Origin of the sequence: Bradyrhizobium sp. SPXBL-04, from assembly GCF_051853035.1 — a bacterium.
Classification (GTDB): Bacteria; Pseudomonadota; Alphaproteobacteria; order Rhizobiales; family Xanthobacteraceae; genus Bradyrhizobium; species Bradyrhizobium zhanjiangense.
Genome location: NZ_CP182472.1, coordinates 1,756,802 through 1,771,705, shown reverse-complemented (window position 1 = coordinate 1,771,705; position 14,904 = coordinate 1,756,802). Strand labels below are relative to the sequence as shown.

Here is a 14,904-nt window from a genome sequence, read left to right as displayed (position 1 = left end):
TCATCTGAAAAGGGACAAGGTGCCAGCACATCGCCCCCACAATCTCTTACGGTTGAACGCCGCATCGACCAATTGATGCTACTGATTCCCACTCGCGCTTGCGAAAGCAGGCGAAATGAGCGGGCGCCATCGTGATTGTCGTAGCTGAAGATCAGCGATAGATACCTTCGTGTCCGGAGCAGCCTCCTTGATCAATTCCAACCTCTTCTTCCGTCATCGCGACCTTTCTACTCCCGCCTCACTTGCTCACCACCCAACTTCTCAAAAGCAAGTTACACACCAGATGCGTAATGTTCGTTTCTGCAACGATCCCTTGCTTTGCCCGGCGCGACTCACAATTATTGCCGAGGTTGCGACAATGTTGTTTACTTTTGTTTCGAACACGACAAACCTCGCATAGCGTTTGACCTCCCGCTTCAACCTTCTGCAGTTCGTACGCAGAATAACCGAGCATCTCGACTATTTTGTCCAGCTCTTGTGCCGTCATATCTTGGAATTAGCAGCGATCTTCATGACCCTCGTGCCGCCTATCGAGGAGCCTTTATTCTCGACGATCGCGCGGTGAATCGAGCGCTCTGTTCTGCCATGGCGTGATCGGTCGGCCGCATCGTGAGCCCACAGCATCTTGTTCGCCCTGAAGCTGGACGCTGCGTTCCGCCGCTGCCGATCTATCGTTTGCCTCAACAGATAGCGCCTGTCGCGAGAGCCCAACGAGGCAGGGATGATCGCCGAGCCACCTTTGAGGCTGCAGGCCAAGCCGGCCCCAATCCCGATTGGCAGCAACGGCAAACCGGCAACACAGCGGTCCCAGATTGGCCCACGTTTCGCACAATACACGTCAATACGCGCTTGCAGCGGCGCATGCGGAACAACGAGCGCGTGCCCCATTAATGCATCTACTCTTGACCGGTCCCTAGCTGACGATGGTGGCGCCATTCGCTAAGGGCGTCGCACGAGCGGAGGTTTGGCATTGCAGTTGCAGAGCAGGCAATAACGTCAGCTACGCCGGCCGGCCAAACACTTCTGACACAGGATCGTCATCCCTCCCCAACGGTCCTGTCAGTCTGGGTCCCTCCATTTCCCCAGCCCAGACGATGCCCTCGGCGAACTTCCAGCCGCCGGGGGCATTTCCCGCTCGAACATATCGTCGGCAGTACGAAGGGTTCCTGCCTACCGGCTCGACTTGCGCGCTAGCGCAAGAGCAGCTTCTTGGTGCGGCGGAGGTCGCGAAGTGCAAGGCCGCAGTCCGCGCGGGGTGCCCTTTTTGTCTCACAAGTCAACAGCCGTGACACGCATCTGCCAACGCTCACCAGGACGACGGCCTCATCCGACGGCAAAGCGCCTCAGGCAGCTTGAGCACAACAAAGCGATAGGCCCGTTAGTCCGGATGGATCGTGATATCCATGGTTTCGTCGCCGTCCGCGAACAGGTCGGCAAACCCATCGTCCTCCAGCAGCTTGACGCCGCACAGGCAGACGTCACCTTCGATCACGGCGAGTGCTACCGGCTCAAGCGATTGTCCATCGCAGGGGCCGTCGATGCACATCCCAGTGTCGATCTCGAATCTTGCACCGTGCCGGCCGCATCTGAGAAACGAGCGGTCCGCCGAGAAAAATGCACCGGAGCCGATGTTGAGCCAGACGCTCTCATGCGGACAACGGTTGACGTAACCAAAATAGTCGTTGGCGAAGGTGCGCACCACAATAATTGGAAACGGCCGGCTCTCGCCCCTATCATCGATCCGCGACAGGCTAAAGCCCATGGCCCCACTCCGCTCGATGGCATCGGCCGGACAGACGGCAAAAACCTCGATCTGATCGCTCATCAGGTCGCCGATGATCGGTTCGCTCATCCCGGCCTCGCAGTTTCCTGCTTGAAGGCTTCGATCGCAGTCCGGCTCAGCCGAAAAATCCCGCGGCCACGAGCGAGCGGCCGATAAGCGGAGCTGGCACGAGCGTTGAGGACATCAAACCATTGGTTCGGCGTGAGCTTCGCCGGACGCTCACTGATCTGGATCACCCTCCCGTTCGGACCGAAGCGGACGTGGATGATGACTTCTTGCGAGTTCATACTGATCCCCTGTTTTGATAACTCTAAAGATCCCGAGTCGACACCGAGGATCTCGAATCGGGCACCTTGGCGCGTCTCAAGCCGCGCCTTAGACGCGGCGCCTTTTCTACTGTCGAGCAGGTCTTCTTCGCGCTCGCTTGGAACATTTCTCTTGCGGACTTAAGACGAGTGCATGCCTCCAGGGGCATCCGGCGTGCTCCCGCATTTGTGTGGATCACGATCCGCGTCAGGCAACGCTGCCACAAACGACGTATGCTCGGTCCGTTTGCTCATCTCTAGCGATGACACAAACTACGATCATCGCCATTCAATCCTCGGTCTTCCGTGTCGTGGATGACGAGCATCTCAGTAAATCGCTGCCCCCGCTCCTACGTTGATCGACGCATCTTTCATGGTATCGACGATAAACTCGATCTGCTTGTTCGTGATATGGGTGTGAAACGGAAGCGCGAGAGCGCGATCCGCTATTTTTTCCGTAACCAGGAAATCGCCACGCCGATAGCCGAAGTCAAAGTAGTGGCGTTGCAAGTGCAGCGGTTGGCTATAGGCGGCGGACTCAACCCCTGCGCCGCGCAGATCATCGATAATGGCGTCGCGCCCCGATCGCGTGAAGCGTGTCCCCAGATGAACGAGATAAAGCAACCAGTTCACCTCGGTCACATGGGGACCAACATAAGGCGGCTTGATGCCCTCAAATGATTGCATATGGGCGTTATAAAGCTGCTCGACCAAACGACGCCGCTCCAGGATTTCATCGAGGCGCTTGAGCTGGGCCAGGCCCAAGGCAGCCGTGAGATCGCTCATGCCGGCCTGATAAGGTGCCGTGCTAGCGACAACAACAGAGAAGCGCTCGTCCAGGCGATGGGCGCGATGGCGACGCAAGCCGACCGCGATGTCGATATCGTCGGTCACCACCATTGCGCCTTCGCCACAGGTTAGGGCCACCGGCTGAGCAAAGTCGAACACCGCGAGGTCGCCAAACCGGCCGACGAGCTCACCCTTGTAGCTCGATCCGATCGCCTCGGTGCAATCCTCCAAAAGCAGCAGCTGATGGCGCTGCGCGACTGCGCGCAGTTCCGACCATGGCGCGGGATGACCGTTAGGATTGCCGGCGACAATCGCCCGCGTGTTGGCCGTGATGCGCTCTTCGGCCTTCGCTGGGACTAATGCTCCCGACCAATAATCGATATCTGCAAATACCGCTCGTGCGCCTGCGAGACTGATGGCATGCGCGGTTTCGCGAAAGGAGTAGGGCGAGGCGATAACCTCCTGCCCCGGGCCGATACCGAGCGCCTGCAGCGCAAGCAGGAGCCCGATTGTACCACTCGAGACTGCAACAGCATATTTGCGACCAAGATAGGCGGCGAAAGCGTGCTCAAACGCTTCAGTGATGCGCCCGTTGGAGATTTGCGGCGAACACAGCAGCGTTTCCACGGCAGAGAGCTCGGCGAAGGTGATATCGGGATCGGACAGTGGAATGAATGATGTACTCTCCTCCACAGTGTGCGCGCCATCAAGCCGGTACTCTGCTAGTTCAGTGCTCACCGCCCAACATTCCTTTTGGCCAATACGATGCCGGTCGCCCGCGTCGGATCGGACGTAATCTGCACGCAGGGATCCGATCCATCGATCAGATGAAGGTCAAAACGCGGAAACTGCCGGAACGGCTGATCCGCCACATCCGACGCATCACAGCGCACCCAAGCAAGCTGCGGAAAGCGGCGCCGCAGCTCGACAAACGGACCCATTTCGGCGCTATCGGCTGCAAGCAGCCGCTCGATTTCGATCAATTCCTTCGCGGTGAGCGCCATCGCGGCTCCTCTATGACTCGTCAAAGGCGGGGCGTCATTGCCAGAACAGACGCTCCGGATCCGCATTCAATTCGTCGATTGCAGAAGTCAACCGATGGTAAAGGCTGTAAAATTCCCAGCTTCCTCGCGCGTGGTTCTTGCGAAACATCTTCCAGATCCCGCTCACGGCATCATAAAGAATCAGTGCGACATCGATGAGAGCACCATCCTTGTCGATGTTGCGCGAGCAACAAGGACTCTCGACGAGGTAGCCGCCCCTCACCGGCGTCACGTTCGGCGAGACGTAGAGATAGCGCTTGCGCGAGCTCAAGCCGCGCTCGATCCGTTTGCGATCGATCTCGTTGGGGTGAGGCACCAGCCCGGCCTTTATCTTTCTCATCAGCGCGGCATTCATGGCGAATCCTCCATTCAAAGCACGGTGATTTCTTCTTCAAGACAGCCGATGAGCAGCTGCTCACAAAAATCGACAATATAGATCGGCACGTTCGCTTCGGTATGGATCGCGACATTGATGATCTCGCCGGTCGCTCCGGAAGCGAGCAAGACTCCCTCGGGCTCCGTATCTGGAAATGAGTGGTCGTTGATGAGATCGACTGCGGTTTTGACCCGCTGGCCCCGCCGATATTTCGGAAAGCCGGGCTGAGTCATGACTCCTCCGGTAATGGCGGATCATCAATCTCCTCGCAGGCGCCCACCGGCTCTAGTTCCTTGCGCTTCATGCCAACGCGGTAGCCGCTTTCCGGAAACTCGACGCCGTAGATGTAGAATTGCTGCAGGAACGTGCCGATCGAGACAACGTAACCCACCTCCCCCTTCTTGACTAAGACGTCGCCAATCTCCTTGCCGGGATAGGTGCCATCATTGCGGATGGTGCGATTAGCTCGCAGCTTTTGGCCAAAGCTGAAGACAGGCGGGTCGCTGAGCTCGACGACGTCGCTGTCGCGAACAATGCTGTTCATGTACAGCTCCTCATGCATCGCTCCCTCGTAGAGATGCAGGGAGCCGCCTCGCCCACCGCAGGCGAAGATCCTGCATCACTTCATGCTCACGCGGCGTGGTCAGTCACATCGACGATGGCAGCGCTGGGTAGGAAGGCCGCTCTCGGAATCGGGAAGCGCCTTTTTAACCGCCGCGCAGAATGAAATGCCCGCCAGGCCCGTGCTGCCGACCACCAACAGTACGATCGCAGGGCAATCCAGCGCAGTCGTCTTCCGTGATGGAGGACCGAACGTCGGCGTCTGCGCCGCCGCCAACGCGCAGCTACGAAGCTTGCGACGTTTTCAGCACCAGCTCTTGGCATGCCGCTCATGGGGTTCACGTTTTAGGCTGGCGCCTGGTAGCGAGGCAAGGACGTGTCAACCACGCAGGTATTGTCGACCGGACAGGCGGCGACGCATTGCGGCTCGTCGAAATAGCCAACACATTCAGTGCATTTCGCCGCTTCAATGACAAAGCTCCCCGCCTTCTCCGAGATAGCAACGTTCGGGCATAAGGGTTCGCAGGCTGAGCAGCTCGTACACTGCGAGGCGATGATCTTGAATGGCACATATTCCCCCTTACGCTGCAGAGATCAGAGATCCTTGCCGGATCGCGGCGTCGCCGCGCTGCACGTGCAGAATCTCCCCGCGTTTCACCTTGTCCAGATAGGATTTGAACCAGGCGATCGCCGACTTCTCAATGAACTCATGGGCGTATTGATCGACCGGCTCGATCCCCGCCTTGATCAGATTGCTTTTCGGGCAGCCGCCGATCTTGGAGACGAAGACCGCATGGCAGTCATGGATGCCACGCATGATGGCGGAAAGCCTGTCGTCCTCGCCATAACCGCCCTGGCAGTAAACGTCCACGCGGCGGTGGCCGACGAATTTGGCGCCGGATGTAGAAAGTTCGTAGACCTGGAATTCCTTTGCATGCCCAAAGTGCTCGTTGATCAATCCCGAGCCCTTGGTTGCGACGGCCACTAGAAGAGTGATCGCGCTCATCTCTCCGGCAAATTCCGCAAGCTCCTTTTGGGCGGCCGCGGCTTTGGCGGCACGCTCATGCTCTACCCTGCCCTGATATGCCTTGCGCATCTCTAGGTCATATTCGACGTCCATCTTCATGACCTGATCGGTGGTGAACTCTGCCCTGCGGTCCTCCCCGAGTAGACCGACCGCATCGGCCCGGCACTGGCGACAATGCCGCATCATTTTTATCTCTCCTTCACAAGCATCTTGCAGCGCCTTCAATTCTTGCGCCGTCGGTCCGCGCTGACCGTTGATGCCAAATACTGTGCCGTGCTCGGGCGCCGAGATCAGCGGCATGATATTGTGAAGGAAGGCACCGCGCGACTTCACGGCCTTGTTGACCTCGACCAGGTGGTCGTCGTTGATGTTTGGGATCATCACCGAGTTGACCTTGCACAGGATACCCCGTTCGCTAAGCATCTCGAGACCTTTCAGCTGGCGATCGGTGAGTATCCTTGCTGCGTCAATGCCGGTGTAGCGCTTGTGGTTGAAGAAGATCCACGGATAGATCTTGGCGCCGATTTCGGGGTCAACCATGTTGATGGTGATGGTGACGTGGTCGATTTTGGATCTGACGATAGTGTCAATATAGTCAGGCAGAGCCAGTCCGTTGGTCGACAGACACAGCTTGATGTCGGGCGCTGCCTTAGCGACCAGTTCGAATGTCTTGAACGTCTTTTCTGGATTGGCCAGGGGATCACCGGGACCGGCGATTCCAAGCACGCTCATCTGCGGAATGGTGTTCGCGACGACCAGCACTTTTGTCACCGCCTGCTCGGGGGTGAGCTTCTCGCTCACCACGCCCGGACGCGATTCATTGGCGCAGTCGTATTTGCGGTTGCAGTAATTGCACTGCATGTTGCAGGCTGGCGCGACCGCCACATGCATGCGGGCGTAATGATGATGCGCTTCTTCACTGTAGCAGGGATGGTTCTTCACCTTTTCCCAGATTTCGGTCGGCAGATCGCCATGGCCCGCCCGTGACCCGCAGCCCGCTTGGCCCGGCTTGGCCGCAGTGCGACAGCCTCTATGCTCGGCCGCAGGCCGCATTGTCGTGCCGTTATCCAGCGCAGCTTTGGTGTATTTTCCGCGCTCCACGACCGCGTTCATTCTGGTTCTTCCCTGCAGGCATCATCGGCTTCCCAGGACCATCCGTGAGCGAGCCTCGATAAGAGCAGTAGCAACTCACATGCCATGGCAGAGACAATTAGATTGCAGGCCTATGTCAAAGGGTTAGCGAGACGCATCGGTGCGGACACGTGTAAGAACGGCAATGATGCGCTTGTTAAAAATGCGACAGGTACGTCGTCTTCCTCACCCAGAGCTCCGTGGCTGGGCTAATTATCGGCTAAAGCTAGCGCAGAACCCGGTTCCATCTGAGCGGGCTTTTCCCACGTTGCGCCCTTTCACTCCAGGCCGATACCACCTTGGCTATCCTGCTTCACACGCCGCTAATGGGTGAGCAATATCTCGACCGCGGAAGGGAGCCGAATCGCAAGCGGTGTCAGACCTTGCTCGAGTAGAAAGCGGAGCTCGTTGCGCGACAGCACGTCCGGGTCGACGATCGCATAATGAGTGGCGCCCGAGCGCTTGATGATCTGCCGTGCATAGCTACGCAACAGCTGGTCGTTGAAGCGACAGCCGATGAAGAGAAAAGTCTGTCCGGTTCGCCTTTCCTTGATGATGTCTGGAATTGGCGTCCGAATGTCGATTTCGGTCAACGCCTCGACGTAGTCCGCGTCGGAGATAAGGAAGTTGTTGGCCGGCTGCACGCCGCCATGCGGCTTGTACAGCACCGTCGCCCAGCTGGCGGCCGCGGCACTGTCGACCTCTTGGCCAAGTGAATCGTAAAAGCGATACCAGCGATTCTCGCCAATGCCGGCGCGGGTGATACCCTGTACTTCGCCCCATCCATCGCGCTTCCCCAGCGCCGCGCGCATGGCGGCATCATACCAGGCGTCGACTATGACGGGCAGCGACAGGGACGCAAGATGATGGTGCAACCGCGTGGGCTCGACTGGCCGAGCGAAGGCCTGCGTCATCAATGCCGTCACGGCGGACCGATGTTTGCTGATCTCGATATGCTGCGCCGACGCCCACGCATTGCCCCTAGCCCGCCGCGGCAGCGCAACCTTGCTCGCGAAGAAGCCGGCCAACGCCTCTGGTGTGGCCGGCATATCGGATCTGCACAATTCGGCGAGGCCAGAACCGAGATAGGGAACAATGCTCGCGGCCCTTAGGCCGGCAGCGATGTCCACGAGCGTGGCCTTTGCATCGGCCGCACCGACAAAGTCGATCTGCGGGGGCGCCTTCACGGATCGTCCCCGTTCTCGCCGCGTTTTTTTGCGTTGATTGTGATCGGTAACCGTGTGTCGCTCGCCATCTCGGGCAAATCGAGCACCCAGCCATTAGCTACTTTGATCCAGCCGCCCCATAGCGTCTCGTACTCGGATTCCACGATTGGCTCTTCGAGATCCTTTTTTGGCACGTAGATCGACAGGCCCGCGTCCGGAGACCGGCGGATCATGATTTTCACGAGGTCGACTCCCTGACTGTGACGCGGGAGGTGGCGCGCAGGCGAGCCACGATGTCGGACACTGCGCACACGACCTCATCGACCTCCGCGAGGGAGGTTTCACGCGACAGAGAAAAGCGCACCGCGCCGCGCACCCGCCACGCCGGCACGTGCATCGCACGCAGAACATGCGATGGCTGCATTGAGCCGGAGTTGCAGGCTGATCCGAGCGACACGGCAATGCCCGCACGATTGAGATGGTGAGCGATGGCTTCGCCTTCGAGATGATCGAAGGCAATATTGGCCGTGTTCGCTAAGCGATTGCTGATATCGCCGAGCGCAACGCACTCGCCATTGTGCAAAATTCCCTGCTCAAGGCGGTCGCGCAACGCGCCAATGCGAACGCGCTCCGGTTCGAGCCGCTCCGCCGCAAGCTCGGCAGCCTTTCCCAGGCCGACAATGCCGGGAATATTCGCAGTCCCGCCGCGGCGCCCTCGTTCCTGTGACCATCCGCCGCAGATCAGCGGCCGGAATTTTGTCCCTTTGCGCAAATATAGCGCGCCGATCCCCTTGGGGCCGTGCAGTTTGTGCGCGGATAGCGACAGCATGTCGATCGCACTGTCCTTTAGGTTCACGCGCTCCTTACCGATGGCCTGGACCGCATCGGTGTGAAACAGCGCGCCCGCCTCACGGGTCAACCCGGCCAGAAACTCCACAGGAAACATCGTTCCGGTCTCGTTGTTGGCCCACATAACGGAGGCAATCGCTGTGCGTGACCCGAGCGCGCAGCGAAACGCCTCGACGTCGAGCCGGCCGCGGGCATCTACGGGTACGATGTGCGTCTTGACTCCTCTTGTCGCCAATTGCTCGGTTAGCGCAAGAACGGAGGAGTGCTCAACGGAGGTGGTGACAATCTCGTCGCGGTCTTCCTGCGTTGCAAGTGCAGAGAGGATCGCGGCATTATTGGCCTCGGTCCCTCCCGAGGTGAAAACGATTTCGTGGTCGTATGCGTTCCCTAGCAGGCCCCGCAAGCTACGCCGGGCCTGCCTCAGAGCGGCTGCGACCTCGTCGCCAAAGGCATGCGTCGACGAGGCATTGCCGAATTGCTCGGTGAAGAACGGCAACATGGCTTGCACGACGGATGGATCGGTCCGGGTCGTTGCATTGTTATCGAGGTAAATCGGCATTCGATTCTCGCTCAATCCATTGCCTCGCCTGCAGCAGCAACGGGGATCAGGCGGACCAATTCGCCGAGTTTATCGACGAGCCGCGCCTGAATGCCTTCCAGCCTCACCCGCGAAACCCTACACAGCGTGCAAGCACCAGTCAGCCTGACCATGATCCTGCTGCCATCGATACCTATCAGCTGACGATCGCCATGATCGCGTTGCAGATTGGGTCGTACCTCTTCGAGCGCGCCGCGAATGCGACGCTCTCGGTCTGTCGCAGTGGACGACGATTGCCTCAGTTGTTCTGGTTCGGCCGGCATGCTTCGATGTCTCCACTTCATCAGCTGAACGATTTGTTCTTCAGCTGAACGATTTTCCGCAGGAGCAGCTCGCGGTGGCGTTCGGGTTGTGAAAGGTAAAGCCAGAACTCTCCAGTGCCATCACGAAATCGATGGTCGTGCCGACCAGATGCTCACGGCTCTTGTTGTCGACGAACACCTTCAGCCCGTCGCATTCGATCACGGTGTCGTCAGGCTTCGGTTCCTCGGCCAGACCCATCTTGTATTTGAATCCATTGCAGCCGCCTGCTTCGATCATGACGCGCAGACCGCCGGTCGGGTGCGCCGACGATGAAATCGCGTTCTTGATTGCATTCACTGCGCTGTCCGTCAGGTTGATCACGGCTTTCCCTCATCAGCTTGGACCTAGCTGCTAAGGGCAAGTCACGTGCCAGCGCGCAGACGCTTGATGGTGCGCACTTTTTCGGATCGCGCCTGTTGGCTTTGGAACCGGTGTCGGGTTCCTGACAGGGCTACGCGCAGTCTCCTGACGCGTTTTCTTTCCAAGCTACGCCGGGGGCAGCTACGCATGCGACGGCAAGCAATTTGCATCGCATCTCGCACCGGCCGAGGCGTCGGTGAAGAGCTTAGATCGAGGACGACTTTAATGACTGCAATCGAGAACACCGTACTCGGCAGACTTGAGAAGGAGGGCCGCCTGCTCAATGCCGTACTCAAAGGCGGGACTACCAAGCCGGGCCGGTTCGGCTTTCGCGGCGACATCGCACTACAATTTCAGACTCAAGTCGCGGACGAGAAACGGCCGCCGGACTATTCGATCGAGCAGGTTTTGACGATCGCGCAGGACGGAGAACGCACTATTCCGGTGCTGGCCGGCTACCTGCATTCTTTCGCGTATCTTGCTGACGTCGCCACCGTCCTTGACGGTGCCTTAAGCCCGGACGGCAGCTACTTCCTGTTCTGCAACAACATAGATTTGCTTGCGAAATACCGAATCAAGCTCGGTGATATTAACTTCCACGTCTTGCCGTGCGATGAATCAACCGTTTGGAAGGAGATGATGGAGCTGGTCGGGCTCAACAAGGACGACATCAAGAAGCTCGATCCGGGCGGCAAGCTCGATTACCTGCTCGATGAGGCAAAGAAACTCGATCTGGGCTACGACGAGATCTCCTACGAGGACGGGCTGAAGAGGATGGAACCGGTGAGAAACCGTAACGAGAACCGGCCAGTCTAAGCGCGGTTCATTCGTTCTGGGCCGCATCGTCTTCAACAAGGCGCACGCCGACGACACAGATATCACCATCCAGAACTGTCAACGCGATCGGCGTGAGCGCTCTACCCTGACACGGACCTTCGACGCACCGCCCAGTGCCGAGTTCGAAGGTAGAACCGTGTTTGCCGCACATCAGCCTGATGCCGTATGGATCGAGGAACTGGTTCCGCTCCCAGTCCAAATTGACGCTGTTGTGGGGGCATTTATTGACATAGCCAAGCACCTTTTTGCCCCAGCGCACCACAATGATGGACCACGGGCGATGATTGCCGTCATCATCGACGACCATAAGATGGAATCCCATGGCCTGTCGGCTCCGAATGTCATTAAAGCCGCAAATCGCATAGATAGCATCTGGCTGCATTTCATTGCTCGTCTATTCGCAAGGACCTTGCATTGTTGCTGTGCCTTGATCTGCAAGACTCGTAGGAGTGCCCCGACTACTCGGCTTTCTCTTCGTCCAACGGGCAGCCTCAGCGGTGCCATACAACTCAATCCGACGAGCAGTATCGCAAGCGTGCGCAACTCGTTGCTACCGGCGCAGCAAGCCATTCCGCCTACCAGCGTTGGCGCATTGGCGCTTCCAAGCGTATCTATAGAAAGAGTTTGATATTTTAAGTGTACCGATCAATTGGTCCATTTGGACGAGCCCAACGAGACGCTCGGTCGCACTATCTGAACGCCGGTTTGGCCGCATGCCTCGCGCGCTAGCCGTCGGGGAACCTTTTTCACGGATTCTCGGCTTCGAATCCGTCGAGTGATACCAGTTTCTCCCAGATTGACGCTCAGCAACCAAATTAACGTAGGTCCTCCCCAAAACCTCACGGGTCCCTTGCTCGGCGGCGCACGCGCGGTACTAGTTTTCCATCCACCAACTCGCGGGCCGGTCTCTGGCGCGCGCAAGGGAGCGCGACGCCGCGCGAGCGCTCCCTTCACTCTTGACTACTGTGCCGGCGCATCCAATGGCGACATACCAATCAGTCCCGGCGGCTCTCATCATTCTGAATCGTCTTGCTCCACCGCAAATCTTTCGAAAGCGCGCTCCAAATACTGCGAAGGATCATCGTCGGATGAATCCGCGTCGAAGTTCCCTTGATTATCGCTATCTTCGACGACTTTGGAGAGATACTTTGTAGGCTTGTCTACTCGCTGCCACTTGTTGTCCTCGTTCTTCGTCCACACTTCAGGATTTCGGTGCGGATCAAGCACCCAGTGATTGCGACCCACGTGAACAAAACCCATCTCCGCTAGACGGGGTTCTACCTCTTCTACGGCAGGACGTGACAAGACCAACGGATGATCGCCGTCCTCTCGCAGTTGATGCTCGAGCAGGATATCGCCCGCGTTCTCAACCAGCGGATGAGTAACGCGCAGATCTATCACCGACGTGATATCGTTTCGCCCGAACTGTCGGCGAAAATGGTCTCCCTTGACGCGGACCGGGCCTCCTGCTCTTAAAAGTCCGACGGTTTTGCCACCCAACTGATAGCTGAAAAACCGCGCGGGCGTATCCGGATCATCGTAAGTGCTGGCATAGCCTCCAGCGACAATTGCCGCGCGCTCGGCTTTCTCCGAAACAAAATCCGAGTACTCCTGTGGGTTAGTTGCGATTTGACTGATGTCACTAGCCAGGAATCTTCTCACCCTGTCCATGAAGGAGCCTCTGTCGATCTCTATAATGGGCGGATCGGAACGCAGAGAGTACGGCCTCGCTTGCCCCGACGATGACCCACCTCGGTCCATCCCTGCAACTGTTTCCGCAAAGCGGGGACCATCTCCCGCTTCTCCCGATTCATCAGCTTGGCTAGCGCTTGTGGACTGGCTGGATGAGCCAACGATTCTGCCATACATCAGATCGGTCTCCTATCGGCAAAATTGCACGCGATCGAGCTCGTGCCGAGCAAGCTCTGCCGACGAGGATAGAACACTTAGCTGACCACAACCTGTCCAAAGCATCTTGCGCGCGCTGGCGTGGTTACCCCCGGGCAATTTGCGCGTCAGTTACAGATACTCGCTGATCACGAGCCGCAATCTGTACGCGGAACCGCACGTAATATCGCCGACCGTCGATCCGTCGGAGAAACGACGCTTCGTCGGCAATGACCTGAACGTTCCTATCATCAGATGGGCAGTCCGGCCCGACCAGGCACATTGACCCATGAACGCGTGCAGCGAGAGTCGGCGTGCAAAATTTCCCGCGTCCTGCTTTTGCCGTCGGGCTCTCGATGTCCAAGGACTCGCATACCTCATTGCACCGACTGTCTAGTCTTGGCAACGAAAAGCTTGTCCCCACCGGAATTACGCAAAAAGACCAACCAACTGTCCCAGCACATTCGGTTTCAATGCGATCGACCATAATCGAGGCAAACATGATTCCATGATCGGCCGCGCCGCCGGCAAGTACGCTTCTCCTGATCCGCATGCAGACATGCCACGGCATCCGCTCGGATCAAATCGCCCGATCCAGCGGTCACCCGCCTCCGAAGCAGGCCCTTCGAAGTCCATCATGACAAGGCACTTCGATCACTCGGGCGAAGATCGCCCTCTACGAGTACGTGGACCGAATGGTTTGTGAGCGATGGATATTCTATCGGCATGACATGCCCGGCGCTCGAGCAGCGCGGGGCATTGTTTGCGTTTTAGCTCGTGCGATCTTGCTATTCGATGCTTGATCAAGATCATTGGGGCGCGCCGTCCCACCACGAGTTCACCTGATCAACATTGTGTCTTTCCTCGCCTATATCTCGCCTGCGGCGACAGGAGGCCTGCCTTGGCTCACGCCGCAGCTGCGGCTGAAGTGTGGGTCTGGCAGTTGGCCGCGCAAACCCTAGCGCAGGCACCGCAGCCGATGCAGGCGCCTTCATCATTCAAAACCATGACCTTCTTTTCGATTTCATCGTCCTCGTCATTGTCGAGGTCGACAACTTCGCCCTCCTCGTTGATTCCTTTCAAGGTCATGACATCTCGACCGCACACCTTGAAACAGCGGCCACAGCCGATGCACTTCTTGGCATCGATCGAGATCAGATATTCTGGCGTCCAGTCGCGGCCGTCGCGCGTTGCAAATGACATGCATCGTCCCTTTAAGTCCGTTCCAGCGCCTTCAAGTCATGGCTCTTGCGCTCGAGTTCGGCATAGGCGTCGTGCGCCTTCTGCGCCACCACCATGATCGAGGTCCAGTTGACGGGCAATTCTTCCGAAAGGTCGTGCAGATCCATCTTGGCCTGCACCGCCTTGACGGACAGTTTCTTTAGTTCTGCCTTCAGTGTTTCACGATCGCTCATGAGTATCCCCAATAGTTCGCCACGTCCGGAAATTTCCGAATCAGGCCGATGCCGTCGCTGACATATTTGTCGCCCTGCTGCGCGAGCTTTGCCAAATTATCGAATCCGAAGCGATGCACATCGCGCAGCTGCTTGTTCACGGCGATCAGCCGGCCTGAGATGAGCACCATGCGACCGAAGCCTTCATGATGCATGTCCAGAATCGGCTGGATCATCACGCCGGTCTCCCTCTCGATCGAGAGCGCGACCGCATCGAAGAACAACTTAAGCCGCCACAGCGTATCGGGATCAGGATCACCGATAATCGGCAATGCGCGCCGTTTCTCCTTGTCCAGGATATAGGGTTCGAGCAGGTCGAGATCGCTCTTCGCCTCCCAGGCTCCGTTGGTGTCCTGCGCACGCCAAATCTTGATCAACTCCATGAGGAACGGCGCGTCGACGGCGCTCCCCTGCTGCTCTATTTTCGCGGTCATA

At 58.1% G+C, this 14,904-nt stretch carries 19 protein-coding genes; 1 reads left to right on the top strand and 18 read right to left on the bottom strand.

Features of this window, described 5'->3' with window-relative positions:
- Positions 1-1,378: 1,378 nt before the first annotated feature.
- The 13 genes from ACNJX8_RS08310 to ACNJX8_RS08250 all read right to left on the bottom strand — a co-directional run bounded on the left by ACNJX8_RS08310 (position 1,379) and on the right by ACNJX8_RS08250 (position 10,252).
- Positions 1,379-1,828 (bottom strand): Rieske (2Fe-2S) protein, encoded by a 450-nt coding sequence (locus ACNJX8_RS08310; protein ID WP_439410350.1) that lies wholly within the window; start codon positions 1,826-1,828, stop codon positions 1,379-1,381.
- 587 nt (positions 1,829-2,415) lie between these two features.
- Entirely contained in the window at positions 2,416-3,570 is a 1,155-nt protein-coding gene (locus tag ACNJX8_RS08305; protein ID WP_439361842.1) for a DegT/DnrJ/EryC1/StrS family aminotransferase, read from the bottom strand.
- Positions 3,571-3,611: 41 nt separating this feature from the next.
- Entirely contained in the window at positions 3,612-3,881 is a 270-nt protein-coding gene (locus ACNJX8_RS08300; protein WP_128943602.1) for a hypothetical protein, read from the bottom strand.
- Between the two features lie 34 nt (positions 3,882-3,915).
- Positions 3,916-4,275 (bottom strand): DUF3024 domain-containing protein, encoded by a 360-nt coding sequence (locus ACNJX8_RS08295; protein WP_439360217.1) that lies wholly within the window; start codon positions 4,273-4,275, stop codon positions 3,916-3,918.
- Positions 4,276-4,289: 14 nt separating this feature from the next.
- The gene (locus ACNJX8_RS08290; RefSeq protein ID WP_439360216.1) at positions 4,290-4,529 is read right to left on the bottom strand and encodes a nitrogen fixation protein NifZ; all 240 of its coding nucleotides are present in this window, start codon (positions 4,527-4,529) and stop codon (positions 4,290-4,292) included.
- On the bottom strand, positions 4,526-4,840 hold the full coding sequence (locus ACNJX8_RS08285; RefSeq protein WP_439360215.1) for a nitrogen fixation protein NifZ: 315 nt from the start codon (positions 4,838-4,840) through the stop codon (positions 4,526-4,528). Before ACNJX8_RS08285 ends, ACNJX8_RS08290 begins: the two co-directional genes overlap by 4 nt.
- A gap of 362 nt (positions 4,841-5,202) precedes the next feature.
- The gene (locus ACNJX8_RS08280) at positions 5,203-5,427 is read right to left on the bottom strand and encodes a 4Fe-4S binding protein (RefSeq protein WP_128943598.1); all 225 of its coding nucleotides are present in this window, start codon (positions 5,425-5,427) and stop codon (positions 5,203-5,205) included.
- 10 nt (positions 5,428-5,437) lie between these two features.
- Entirely contained in the window at positions 5,438-6,937 is a 1,500-nt protein-coding gene (gene nifB, locus ACNJX8_RS08275; RefSeq protein WP_439361841.1) for a nitrogenase cofactor biosynthesis protein NifB, read from the bottom strand.
- A 401-nt stretch (positions 6,938-7,338) separates the two neighbouring features.
- Positions 7,339-8,202 carry an SIR2 family NAD-dependent protein deacylase gene (locus ACNJX8_RS08270; RefSeq protein ID WP_439360213.1) on the bottom strand — a complete coding sequence of 288 codons (864 nt, stop codon included), beginning with the start codon at positions 8,200-8,202 and terminating at the stop codon, positions 7,339-7,341.
- Complete coding sequence (gene nifT / locus ACNJX8_RS08265) at positions 8,199-8,423, bottom strand: putative nitrogen fixation protein NifT (RefSeq protein WP_018319613.1); 225 nt, start codon at positions 8,421-8,423, stop codon at positions 8,199-8,201. The genes ACNJX8_RS08270 and nifT overlap by 4 nt, the downstream gene beginning before the upstream one ends.
- A complete protein-coding gene (locus tag ACNJX8_RS08260; RefSeq protein WP_439360210.1) occupies positions 8,420-9,604 on the bottom strand; it encodes an aminotransferase class V-fold PLP-dependent enzyme in 1,185 nt (394 codons plus the stop codon). The genes nifT and ACNJX8_RS08260 overlap by 4 nt, the downstream gene beginning before the upstream one ends.
- Positions 9,601-9,891 (bottom strand): NifU family protein, encoded by a 291-nt coding sequence (locus tag ACNJX8_RS08255; protein ID WP_439360209.1) that lies wholly within the window; start codon positions 9,889-9,891, stop codon positions 9,601-9,603. Before ACNJX8_RS08255 ends, ACNJX8_RS08260 begins: the two co-directional genes overlap by 4 nt.
- A 40-nt stretch (positions 9,892-9,931) precedes the next feature.
- Positions 9,932-10,252: a HesB/IscA family protein gene (locus ACNJX8_RS08250; RefSeq protein WP_128943594.1), complete on the bottom strand. Its 321-nt coding sequence runs from the start codon at positions 10,250-10,252 to the stop codon at positions 9,932-9,934.
- Between the two features lie 264 nt (positions 10,253-10,516).
- On the opposite strand from ACNJX8_RS08250, the gene ACNJX8_RS08245 reads away from it, so the two are divergent.
- Positions 10,517-11,107 carry a hypothetical protein gene (locus tag ACNJX8_RS08245; RefSeq protein WP_439360207.1) on the top strand — a complete coding sequence of 197 codons (591 nt, stop codon included), beginning with the start codon at positions 10,517-10,519 and terminating at the stop codon, positions 11,105-11,107.
- A 7-nt stretch (positions 11,108-11,114) separates the two neighbouring features.
- Here ACNJX8_RS08245 and ACNJX8_RS08240 read toward each other — a convergent pair whose 3' ends face one another.
- From ACNJX8_RS08240 to ACNJX8_RS08220, 5 genes are all read right to left on the bottom strand, one after another.
- Entirely contained in the window at positions 11,115-11,510 is a 396-nt protein-coding gene (locus tag ACNJX8_RS08240; RefSeq protein ID WP_128943592.1) for a Rieske (2Fe-2S) protein, read from the bottom strand.
- A 632-nt stretch (positions 11,511-12,142) separates the two neighbouring features.
- The gene (locus ACNJX8_RS08235) at positions 12,143-12,799 is read right to left on the bottom strand and encodes a host specificity protein (RefSeq protein WP_439360205.1); all 657 of its coding nucleotides are present in this window, start codon (positions 12,797-12,799) and stop codon (positions 12,143-12,145) included.
- 1,122 nt (positions 12,800-13,921) lie between these two features.
- Entirely contained in the window at positions 13,922-14,218 is a 297-nt protein-coding gene (gene fdxB / locus ACNJX8_RS08230) for a ferredoxin III, nif-specific (RefSeq protein ID WP_128943591.1), read from the bottom strand.
- Between the two features lie 11 nt (positions 14,219-14,229).
- Positions 14,230-14,430, bottom strand: a complete 201-nt coding sequence (locus tag ACNJX8_RS08225) for a CCE_0567 family metalloprotein (protein ID WP_128943590.1) — start codon at positions 14,428-14,430, stop codon at positions 14,230-14,232.
- The gene (locus ACNJX8_RS08220) at positions 14,427-14,903 is read right to left on the bottom strand and encodes a NifX-associated nitrogen fixation protein (RefSeq protein WP_128943589.1); all 477 of its coding nucleotides are present in this window, start codon (positions 14,901-14,903) and stop codon (positions 14,427-14,429) included. Before ACNJX8_RS08220 ends, ACNJX8_RS08225 begins: the two co-directional genes overlap by 4 nt.
- Position 14,904 lies beyond the last annotated feature (1 nt).

Bases quoted from the DNA above. Each gene is read 5' to 3' on its own strand.
- ACNJX8_RS08245 (WP_439360207.1), top strand. From the start codon at position 10,517: ATGACTGCAATCGAGAACACCGTACTCGGCAGACTTGAGAAGGAGGGC.
- ACNJX8_RS08295 (WP_439360217.1), bottom strand. From the start codon at position 4,275: ATGAATGCCGCGCTGATGAGAAAGATAAAGGCCGGGCTGGTGCCTCAC.
- ACNJX8_RS08240 (WP_128943592.1), bottom strand. From the start codon at position 11,510: ATGCAGCCAGATGCTATCTATGCGATTTGCGGCTTTAATGACATTCGG.
- ACNJX8_RS08235 (WP_439360205.1), bottom strand. From the start codon at position 12,799: ATGGACAGGGTGAGAAGATTCCTGGCTAGTGACATCAGTCAAATCGCA.
- nifB (WP_439361841.1), bottom strand. From the start codon at position 6,937: ATGCGGCCTGCGGCCGAGCATAGAGGCTGTCGCACTGCGGCCAAGCCG.
- ACNJX8_RS08290 (WP_439360216.1), bottom strand. From the start codon at position 4,529: ATGACTCAGCCCGGCTTTCCGAAATATCGGCGGGGCCAGCGGGTCAAA.
- ACNJX8_RS08220 (WP_128943589.1), bottom strand. From the start codon at position 14,903: ATGACCGCGAAAATAGAGCAGCAGGGGAGCGCCGTCGACGCGCCGTTC.
- ACNJX8_RS08285 (WP_439360215.1), bottom strand. From the start codon at position 4,840: ATGAACAGCATTGTTCGCGACAGCGACGTCGTCGAGCTCAGCGACCCG.
- ACNJX8_RS08255 (WP_439360209.1), bottom strand. From the start codon at position 9,891: ATGCCGGCCGAACCAGAACAACTGAGGCAATCGTCGTCCACTGCGACA.
- ACNJX8_RS08300 (WP_128943602.1), bottom strand. From the start codon at position 3,881: ATGGCGCTCACCGCGAAGGAATTGATCGAAATCGAGCGGCTGCTTGCA.
- fdxB (WP_128943591.1), bottom strand. From the start codon at position 14,218: ATGTCATTTGCAACGCGCGACGGCCGCGACTGGACGCCAGAATATCTG.
- ACNJX8_RS08225 (WP_128943590.1), bottom strand. From the start codon at position 14,430: ATGAGCGATCGTGAAACACTGAAGGCAGAACTAAAGAAACTGTCCGTC.